Source organism: Nostoc sp. NMS7 (assembly GCF_017115085.1).
GTDB lineage: Bacteria > Cyanobacteriota > Cyanobacteriia > Cyanobacteriales > Nostocaceae > Nostoc.
The window spans coordinates 1-9,546 of record NZ_JABXKJ010000108.1 but is presented as its reverse complement, the minus strand read 5'-3'; the positions used below and the strand labels follow the sequence as shown (position 1 = coordinate 9,546).

Genomic DNA, 9,546 nt, shown 5'->3' with positions numbered 1-9,546 from the left:
TACTTAAGGAACCCAACGTACAGGTGTTAGCCGAAACATTGAGAAATTGCTTAACCCAGGCGCAGTCTCCAAAAAATTAATTTGAACTTTTCCCTTAGTTCAGGATTTCGACGGCAATGGGATAGCATCTATAAGGTATAAGGGTTTTGGGCGTGAGGGCGTGAGGGTGTAGGGGTGTAAGGCAAAAACTAAGAACTAAAATCGCCAGTTTTGAGCGCAGAGTCAAGTCTTGCTGATTGCTATTCGGGACTGCCATGTTGGGCGAAGGTTCGTACTTGCACAACCAATAATCACCTTGAACTCTATGGGCGGGTAGCTGCGATGGCGTAACCGCCCGCTGGAAGCGATCGTAATACTGCTCGGAACTGGATTCGGGTTTTGGGTAAAATTTTTCCCCTGTCCCCAAAACCCGACAGCTACTGGGGCATATTCTGACTTTCTTTTTAAATAAAGTATTCATATACTGCTAAACAAATTATCAGAGATGCTGAGATAATTCCCGACCATTTAGCAGAAATTCTAGAAGTGAACTTCTTACCCATAAAATATCCAAATTCAATTGCTAACAGACTAAAGAAAAAGGTTAAAAAAGTGGTAACGGGAATATTTAAACCAGAAAGTCCGGCTCCAAAACCACCAGCTACATTGTTGATTGTTAAAGCCAACGCTAAAGTTAAAGATTCTCTAACGTCGATGAAATGAGAGTTATCTAAATCTGCTGTTTCGGGTTTTTCTATAAAGATAGTGTAATCCAGTTGATTGACAGAAGGGGTTTTCTGATTTAGTGTTTCTTTTTTGTGTAACCTGAATGTATCCCATAATCCCCAAAATCCTACACTTAATAGAGCAATAAAACCTAATAAATTAGCTAGATCAGCAGATAAAAATCTCCCCAATTTTTCTCCTAGTGACATAGATATAAATGCACCAATAGCCGAAAATATCGCAATAGTTAAGTTGCTAAGTCTACCGATTTTTAGGTTTTTGGCTCCAGAGGCAATTCCCAGAGCGAAGTTATCAATATTAGATGAAACTGAGAGAAGAAAAGATGATCCTAAATGTCCCATAAAAATACGTTTTTTTATTTAACTTTAGATAATTTTTATTACGATTCACCAATTTAAAATTAGCTATTTAGTGAAAAAGAGAGTATGAGTATTGTTGAATTAAACTATCCTGAAAGGTTACTAAAATTACTACTTGCTCCCCTGCTTTCAAGTTCAAGATGTATGTGTTGATAACTATAGTGGCAGAGACCGAAAAAGAATCCAGTTACATTTGTCACAGCTCTGGTGAGTAGTTGTGGTTCGATTGACTGGCTTTGCTTACCTCGCTTCGATTCCCCGTCTTTGTTTGCTCGGATTTTGGATTTATTTCGTGTAACCCCTTTGAGATCGCAAAAATGAAAGTAGACGGCAACGGACAAGGCAAGATTTTAACCCAATTCCCTGATTTGATCTTTAATAGCTCCCGCCGTGGGACTAGTACTAATACTAGTGTTTAACCAAGAGTCCGATTCCTACTACCGCAAATGCAGTTGCCGCAACTCTCTGTAACAAGTTTTGCTCTATTATATGTTTAGCTTTATATCCGACTATTACCGCAATAGCCGTCACAGCCCAAAGTGCTAAAGTTGCGGAACAGAAGATAGTGATTGGAGAATGATATTTAGCTGCTAAAGTAGCTGTTGCCAACTGTGTTAAGTCTCCCCATTCAGCAATAAAAATAGTCATAAATGTTGATGCAACAGATTTAGAAAAACGAGCTTTGTTTGCTTGCTGATCACATTTAACATCCTCACCACTGGATTCCTTCTTGCGCCACATCATGATTGCAAATACTAAAAACAAAATCCCCGCACCTATATGAATAAGCATCGGTGGTAAAAGGCTAAATAAACTACCGAATGCGACTGCAACAAGACTCTGAATCACAAATGCTGCTGCCGCGCCTGTGAAAACTGCAAGAGGATGATGACAAGTGGCAAGTAATAAAGCTGCAAAAGCAGTTTTATCTGGTAGTTCAGCCACAAATATTAGTGCAAAAGTAGAAACAAAGAGATTTAATTCCATTGTGATATGAGCCGAGCAAGCTCCTCAGATTTATTACAACTTTCCTGAGTGAGCTTGAGCAGCACATCTGTACTCCACCAAGCTCACATCAGATGTGAACTTAGTGAAAGTCTCGCTCCCAAGCTGAAAGATTTGGCTCAGTTAACTACTGAGGCTCAAAAACTTGTCATCTGAACCAGGCGTTCTGCCAGTATGTTGATTTTGTCTAACCTGATATTTAATTGGGGGCGATTATTTGTCGGCTTGTCGGGCATAAAAAAATGGTTTATCTTAATATATACTGCCATCGCCCCCATAGAGTAGGTTATTGCCTGTTGAATTGGTAGCAATCAAGATATCATTACCTTCACCACCGTTGAGAGTATTATTGCCCATTGAACCGCTAACATTTAAGGTATCGCTACCAGCACCGCCGGAATCGATACTGTAACTGCTATTGCCTCCCTTGAGCAGGTTATCACCTGTTGAACCGATAGCAATCAAGATATTATTACCTACACCACCGTTGAGAGTATTATTGCCCCTTGAACCGCTAACATTTAAGGTATCGTTACCTCTATCAATACTCTGGACAAAATTAAGCAGCAATAACGCCGTAAGATCGTAGGTTTTGGTAGTTAGGATGGGATTTAATTACAGTCGGCGAGAGTTCTAACATTGAAATAAAGGTGTCGAGCAAATGCTCATTGAGTGCCCGTCGCTTGACACTCGCCATAGAAAAGATAAAGGGTTTTTGAGCAGACTGCTGTTGATGAGCATTGAGCTTGGCAAGATTTAAGGCAGTGAAACTGGCATTGAAATGAAAGTCAAGCTTTTTAACATCACGGGCTTGACAATCACTCAGCCCGGTAAACTGTTTAGCATCGCGGAAGATAAATTCGATTTGAAAACGCAGTTTGTAGAAACGATAAATATCGTCTGCGGATTGGTTGATATCTGTCGAGAATAAGACAGCATAACTCGGTTTGTCAGGCTGACGGTGGTCAAGTAAATAAACCAGACAGATCTTGCGCTTGAATGAAATGTGCCATACAACTGCTGTGTAAAGCTCACCCCCTGATTGCAGTTCGCGTACCCAAGTCAAGCGAGTAGGATCGGCTAGATCAACTTTGCCATCATATTTGCGTTTAGCCCCCCGTGCTTTCTGTTCACCCTCGAACACATATCGTAGATTTGCGTCTCGGCGCAGTTTACTAATCACATCCAGCTTCAGTGCTCTGACTCCCTTAACAAATGGCTCTTTGGCATATGCTCCATCCACAGCAAGGTAGCGAACTTGCGGAGGTAATTGAGGTTGAGCAATTTCCAGGTGGTGGAGATAGTAGTCCATCCGCGTCAGTTCTGGACAGAAGCCTTGGTCAAATGTTTGTTCAGCAAGCAGACTATAGGCCACTTCCGTTTCTACATCTACTACCGCCACCAACGATATCTCTAATCCTCTCTCGACTCGATTGTGACTGCCATTATCAGTAAACCACAAACTTTTAAAAGCCAACGAAAAAACAAGGGTTTCAGCCATCGTTAATCAGGAGTATTGACCATTGGTTTTAGAGGGATCTTAGAGCGATCGCTTGAAGATGACTAGGGTGATCGTCTGAAATGCTCAACAAAACGTTGTTTTGTGATATCTCTGACTTTGGCTGAAATGTTTGCTTGGTAAAGCTTCTAAAAAACTTTTTGGTTTACTGATTATAAAATTGGTCTAGTCCAAAGGTCTTTTTCCCGCTTTTGGCAATGAATGAACAATCCATCACGGCAATCATCGAGTGATTTTCAGACGTTGCTGCTTTGATTAGTTCTGCGTTGAACTGAGCGAAATCAAACTGTTTTTTAAACTGTCGGCGATAAGTTCTCTCTGTTCGTCCGCTGTAGCGGCTCAAGTTGGTAAAGTTTACCTTGCCACAGGCAATTAGAATCGTCGCAAACAGCGTTGTCAATGCTTTTATCTGTGGTTTATGGAAAATCCCCATTTTGCTTAGTAAGCTTTGTACAATTTCCATATGGCTATCGAGTCGGTGCTTGTTTGTTCTAATCAGCACCTTAATGGCTCAATAGCTTTCTTGTCTATTCCCTCAACTAAAAATTGTCCGAAGTATTGATATAGTGAAACACTATATTGTTTCGCAAATGCCTGCAACACCTGATCTGTATAAGTGCGTATTTTACCCGCCGTTAACCCAAAGCAGTGAATTGGTTCTAAGCGACAAATAGGCTGTTGTCCCAGCCAGAGTTCTGCGCCCAAGGCGTGCAATGGCTTATCCCCTGGCTCTTTATACAAATACAGCACTGCAAAATATGTTGCTGGTGGTTCGACTGCGATCGCATCAATTTCTGCTGAATTATTCTGGGAGCGGTGGCGATAGAATGAGCGGCGATTGTGGCAGACTTTTGGATTCCAACACCCATCCCCTGCTGTTCCATGTAAAACTTTGGCTTGAATTGTTGGTAGTTTAGAACATAGCTGACACTTGGGGTCTAACGGCTTCGGCATACTCTACTCCACTTGAGTTTCACCGATTGCACGATAGTAGGCAGCGATCGCCGCTTCTTGTTCGCTGCGAAGGGTATACCGCCGAAACGCTTTCTCGCTTTGATGTCCCGTTAGCTTACGGGCATGGCTGGGGTCAACTCCCAATAGCAATAAGTCAGTAGCGTAAGTATGTCGAAAGGAGTGAGGATTTAAATCCTCAATGTGAGCTATTTCACCGATTTTTTCCACAGCAAAGTAAATGCCGTGATAACTCAAGCGTTCACCCTTGTATGAAGCATGATGTGAAATCATCAATGGGCTAAGACTGGTCAAAACCTCTCCCTGCTGTTCGCGCGTAAGCAAATACTCTGCTAAAACTTCCCGACTCTCTTTTCGCAGTGGAACTAAGTGTGGTTCATTAGTTTTAGTATCTGGTAAAAACAGCAGCTTGCCATCAAATGAGCCAACATTTAGCTGTACAACTTCCCCAGCACGGAGTCCATGACTGAGAATGTGAACCAGTGCTGTATCGCGTTGCCTTGTTTCTCCCAACAATTCCAACGCTGACCAAACCTGTTCCATCTGTTCTGGGGTTAAACTCTGGGCTGGTGGCAATGGCACTTTTTCCAGTTTAATCCCCAGTGTGGGATTAGTAGCAATAATTTCAGGATACGTGTAACACATCCATTTGAAAAAGCTTTTGAGTGCTGCAATTCCCGCATTAATGCTGCTTTTTGAAAGGGGTTTACCTGCATCAGTCTGTATTTCATCTCTTAGGTATTCTTTATATAGCGCAAGATGACGTGGACGCAGTTCATGATAGTGCAGCTCACTCTAAGCCAAAAACCTTTTGAGTTCGCGTTCGTAGAGTTTGCGGCTGTTGGGTGCGAGATTGTTGCTGCGTAAAAATTCCAGAACTTTAACCCACCGAATATCGGTTGGTGGTCTTGTACTAGTAGTCTGTCAAATACATTTTGACGGATACTAGGAGATATATTTCCTGCATTTTATTAAGCTATGCCTTCAAAACAATATATTGTCTCTCTGACTGCTGAGGAACGTCAAAGTCTAGAAAAATTAACCAAAACAGGTATTGCTGCCGCCGCTAAAATCAATCACGCTCATATAATTCTTAAAGCAGATATAAATCATCCAGATGGGGGATGGAAAGATCAAGCTATCAGTGATGCTTTCTAGGTTAGCACCAGAACGATTGAGCGTGTCCGGCAACGGTTTGTGGAAGAAAGTTTAGACAATGCCCTTGAAAAGCGTCAGCGACATTCATTGAAGTTGCGACGGCTAGACGGAGAAGCAGAAGCCCATTTGGTAGCAACGGCTTGTAGTAACCCACCAGAGGGATATAGCCGTTGGACATTGAGGTTGTTGGCAGACCAAATAGTGACATTAGGATATGTAGAGAGTATTTCCCATGAAAGTGTACGACAAGTTCTAAAAAAAACGAACTTAAGCCTTGGTTAAATGAATCTTGGGTAATTCCCCCTGAAGCGAATGCTGAGTTTGTTTGCCAAATGGAATGTAGATCGGCTAAAGGATGAAATCAACTTGGAACCCGCCGCCGTAGTTTATACAGGTGGGAAATCCCTGCACGTTTACTTTAAATGCAGCCATTCCTTAAATCCTGCTGAATGGCTGTACCTCAATCGCCACCTGACGATTATCCAAAACGCAGATCCAGCCATTTGCAACTTAGCTCGTTCCATGAGACTGCCAGGTATGCTTCGCAGACGGGTGGTGGATGGAATATTGAGTGGAACCATCCCCATTACCCTAGAGCATTGGTCAAACTGTCAGTACAATGTGGAAGAACTAGAAACCGCATTTGATTCTACAGCCTTATTTCCCTACGAACTTTCTGAGCAACGTTGGCGCAAGTGGGTGCAGCTTCTCACAAGAGCGAAAAGTGGAGAAGTTATCGACCCACAAACAGCGTTACTGCAACATTCTATTACTGCACCTCGCCCAACCTTACATTGCCGACGAGGGACAGTAACACAGGCTACAACCAGAGATAATCGCTCATCTCTTAAACAGCTACGCGCTAGCGGAGTGTCTGTTCCTTTATCTATTTGTTTAACTTTTAGCGATCGCACTTTACTAACTTATGGTGAATTTGAGGGAAACAGAAACAATTCTGGCTACAAATTAGCTCGTAACCTACTGGGTACATCTAATTTACTCACTAGACACGGAATTGCTTGTCATCCCGAACCACGCCAACTATTTGACCGATATTGCGATCGCTGTACACCTCCACTTGAACCAACCGAGGCGGATACAATTTGGCACAGTGCAAATAAAACAACAGCCTTTGCCAGTCGGGACTTTGGCTCAATTGTCATGAGCATTCGTGAGTGGAAGTCACACCGCAAATCAAAAAAAACAATGTGTAAGAAAACCAAAAAGATTAGTTAACGCGAGGTTGACAAAATCGATGTAATACCCTCCCAATTCTTTACCCATAATTTACCGTGTACACATATCTTTGTACAGGATTAAAACGGTGTGGGACAACTCTCAAATACTTGACCCGGATTTCTCACAAGCTTTGCGATCGCTATTACCAAACCTTTATCAGGCTTAGATTTTGAGCGTTTTAGATACTGCACGAATCATAGCAGTATGTGAACGGGGTATTTTATCTCATGTCTAAGTGGTATAAGCGTTTTGGACTCGGTTTTGTAGACGAGTCGCTCTAGTGATGGGGCGGCTTAGTCATCTCAATTGCTCTTTATCCTGGTTCCAGGCAGTGCCTTAGTTCCTTCAATCCGTACACCTGTTAAGAGATTGGGATTAAGACCCAGAGCATTCAAAACAGTTACAGCAATTTGAGTTGTATGAACCTGATCATTTACCGTTGTGCCCTTAACATGATTTGATAAACCATCACCACCAATCACTAGAGCGATGTTGGTCGCATCCTCAGTAAACAAAGCACCGTGTTCAGCAATCTTCTTACCTTTTGAAGGATTACCAACAAAGATATAGCCAGGAAGCGTTCGGACGAACACATCAGGCGTGCGGTTGTCCGGGTTAGGGCTGGGAGCCAGACCAAGCTGATAGGCTAAAGCCCCAGAGTAAACTTCGACAATGCCAGGATTACAGGTAGGTGCTGAAGTCGTAGAGCCTGATGAAGTACCTGTACAGAGAGGGAGATTTTTCAAACCGCGCAGATATCGAGTCACATCGCTAATCTTGCTTTGATCTTTGAGCCAAACCAGAGAGACATCATCCTGAGTAGCTTGACTCACGGCATTGGGATTTTCGAGGTGGAATTCGATCGCATCCGGTATCAAGTTATCTTTAAGCAGATTTCCGACACCATTACGGGGGTCTTGACCATGTTTAGCAACCAGAACCACCAGGGTATTCTTAGCTAGATGTGGATTAGTGCGAATCGCTGACAGAATTTTCCCGATACTCTCGTCAGTATGCTGCACAGCATCAACCAAAACGCTAGACGGTCCTTTCGGAGGAGTAGCCCCGGTCGCATTCGGATTGTTAGTCGGATTACCACTGTTGTTGATGCCGCCATTAAGTGCCTTTTCACCAACGCTCACAGCTTGAAAGTTCATTGCAAAGACGTTAGGAACAGGTGCATTCTTGGTTCCTAAAGAGTTCCGACCATTAATTTCATTGAGAATGGCTTTGACTTTCAAATCGTCGTAAGCCTTGGTATAGGTTGTGTTATCTGTGACGACATGAGCGTTTGGAGCGATTACTGGCTTGCCTGCGTTAAAGGAAACAGCATCTTTCAACTTGCCGTTTTGATCGAGGATGACACTTGCATTGATCTCAGGGGAGTAGTAATCGTTAATCGAGTCGCCACCACGTCCTTGAGCGATATTGTAGGCACCTGCGTGTTTATCAGAAAAGGCAGTGTACAGCCCAGCGTTATGAGCCACATTGAAAATCGTATTAATGTCAGGATTGAGATATTGCCAGGGATAAACTGGCTTACAGATGCCGCTAGAGCAATTTTGGGGCAACCGAGTTTTGTCGATGCTCCCCTTACCATAGTCACCTTGCACAAAGCCTTTGGTCGGTTCGCCGCTGATATAACCACCACCATCAAGTCTCCAAATAACATTATTCGGATCTGGATGGCTGGGATCAGCAGGAATGGAATAATCGAGCAATTCAAAGTAGGTTGCTTCAGTTCCCAAGGGGCTATTAATATTACCACCTTCTGCGATCGGTACAGTCAAGTTGCGAGCATAGGTATCATCGTAGTAAACGCCAGTGGTCGCAGGACCTGCACCAGTGAGATAGGACAGAGTCCCTGGGAAAGAGTCGGATGGGCTAGTAGTGAAGGCGTTAGGGTAAGTTACCCCCACTGAACGGAGGCTGTTGATGTTGGTTAAGTAGGGTTTTAGTGCTGGGTCTAGAATATCTGCACTACGCAAGCCATCTACAGACAAAATTAGCACGTGCTGATATGGTCCAGGGGCTGAAGCGGCGATCGCTGTCCGGTTAGGAATTGCCATAGAAATAGAAGCACCACAAACCATCGTGAGGGCAAGTGCCAGTTTGGAACGGTTAAACATCATTAAATAGTCCTGGTGGAATTGAATTTTAAGTGAACGTTAGAATCTCGTAGAGTGGGCAGTGCCAGCCCTTTCAACGCGTTAATTTGTACTATATTTTTGGACTCTTGATTAATTTTTGTGCTATAGTCTTTACGAGATTTTCTGGCACAAAATGCTCAATGAAAGACCCCATATTTTGATTGTCTTTGATCTTGTGATCGCCCAGGAGTACGGTATTTCTACTGCTACATAGCACTAGAAATACCGTACTTGCGTAAGGTTAAGCTAAAGTTATAAAATATTTAAAAAACAGTTAAAATATCTTCGATCTGATTATATTAGAAACATTTATGATTATTTACAAAAATTAACTTGATCTGCGAATTCACTATTTGCCTGTTGCAGGACTTACGCAACTGGCACAATGCGATCGCTAACAAATAGTACTCTAGTACTA

The 9,546-nt window shown here is 42.8% G+C and carries 11 protein-coding genes and 1 pseudogene; 3 read left to right on the top strand and 9 right to left on the bottom strand.

Features of this window, described 5'->3' with window-relative positions:
* Positions 1-94 precede the first annotated feature (94 nt).
* The 8 genes and pseudogenes from HWQ38_RS11570 to HWQ38_RS11535 form a co-directional block, all read right to left on the bottom strand.
* Positions 95-460, bottom strand: coding sequence for a hypothetical protein (locus HWQ38_RS11570; RefSeq protein WP_292793404.1), 366 nt, complete (start codon positions 458-460; stop codon positions 95-97).
* Complete coding sequence (locus HWQ38_RS11565; protein ID WP_292793402.1) at positions 444-1,067, bottom strand: manganese efflux pump; 624 nt, start codon at positions 1,065-1,067, stop codon at positions 444-446. Before HWQ38_RS11565 ends, HWQ38_RS11570 begins: the two co-directional genes overlap by 17 nt.
* Before the next feature lie 426 nt (positions 1,068-1,493).
* The gene (locus tag HWQ38_RS11560) at positions 1,494-2,072 is read right to left on the bottom strand and encodes a TMEM165/GDT1 family protein (protein ID WP_292793400.1); all 579 of its coding nucleotides are present in this window, start codon (positions 2,070-2,072) and stop codon (positions 1,494-1,496) included.
* Between the two features lie 270 nt (positions 2,073-2,342).
* Positions 2,343-2,660 (bottom strand): hypothetical protein, encoded by a 318-nt coding sequence (locus HWQ38_RS11555; RefSeq protein WP_292793397.1) that lies wholly within the window; start codon positions 2,658-2,660, stop codon positions 2,343-2,345.
* Positions 2,650-3,591, bottom strand: a complete 942-nt coding sequence (locus tag HWQ38_RS11550) for a transposase (protein WP_292793394.1) — start codon at positions 3,589-3,591, stop codon at positions 2,650-2,652. Before HWQ38_RS11550 ends, HWQ38_RS11555 begins: the two co-directional genes overlap by 11 nt.
* A 163-nt stretch (positions 3,592-3,754) precedes the next feature.
* Positions 3,755-4,072, bottom strand: a complete 318-nt coding sequence (locus HWQ38_RS11545; RefSeq protein WP_292793390.1) for a hypothetical protein — start codon at positions 4,070-4,072, stop codon at positions 3,755-3,757.
* A gap of 32 nt (positions 4,073-4,104) precedes the next feature.
* The gene (locus tag HWQ38_RS11540; protein WP_292793387.1) at positions 4,105-4,563 is read right to left on the bottom strand and encodes a hypothetical protein; all 459 of its coding nucleotides are present in this window, start codon (positions 4,561-4,563) and stop codon (positions 4,105-4,107) included.
* A 3-nt stretch (positions 4,564-4,566) separates the two neighbouring features.
* A pseudogene (locus tag HWQ38_RS11535) lies at positions 4,567-5,484 on the bottom strand (site-specific integrase); the annotation flags it as partial.
* A gap of 75 nt (positions 5,485-5,559) precedes the next feature.
* Here HWQ38_RS11535 and HWQ38_RS11530 point away from each other — a divergent pair.
* The 3 genes from HWQ38_RS11530 to HWQ38_RS11520 are packed head-to-tail and all read left to right on the top strand — an operon-like array spanning position 5,560 to position 6,975.
* Positions 5,560-5,739, top strand: a complete 180-nt coding sequence (locus tag HWQ38_RS11530) for a hypothetical protein (protein ID WP_292793384.1) — start codon at positions 5,560-5,562, stop codon at positions 5,737-5,739.
* A gap of 15 nt (positions 5,740-5,754) precedes the next feature.
* Positions 5,755-6,021: a helix-turn-helix domain-containing protein gene (locus HWQ38_RS11525; protein ID WP_292793406.1), complete on the top strand. Its 267-nt coding sequence runs from the start codon at positions 5,755-5,757 to the stop codon at positions 6,019-6,021.
* Between the two features lie 30 nt (positions 6,022-6,051).
* A complete protein-coding gene (locus HWQ38_RS11520; RefSeq protein WP_292793381.1) occupies positions 6,052-6,975 on the top strand; it encodes a hypothetical protein in 924 nt (307 codons plus the stop codon).
* Between the two features lie 305 nt (positions 6,976-7,280).
* On the opposite strand, the gene HWQ38_RS11515 is transcribed toward HWQ38_RS11520, so the two are convergent.
* Positions 7,281-9,107 carry an alkaline phosphatase family protein gene (locus HWQ38_RS11515; protein WP_292793378.1) on the bottom strand — a complete coding sequence of 609 codons (1,827 nt, stop codon included), beginning with the start codon at positions 9,105-9,107 and terminating at the stop codon, positions 7,281-7,283.
* Between the last annotated feature and the right edge of the window lie 439 nt (positions 9,108-9,546).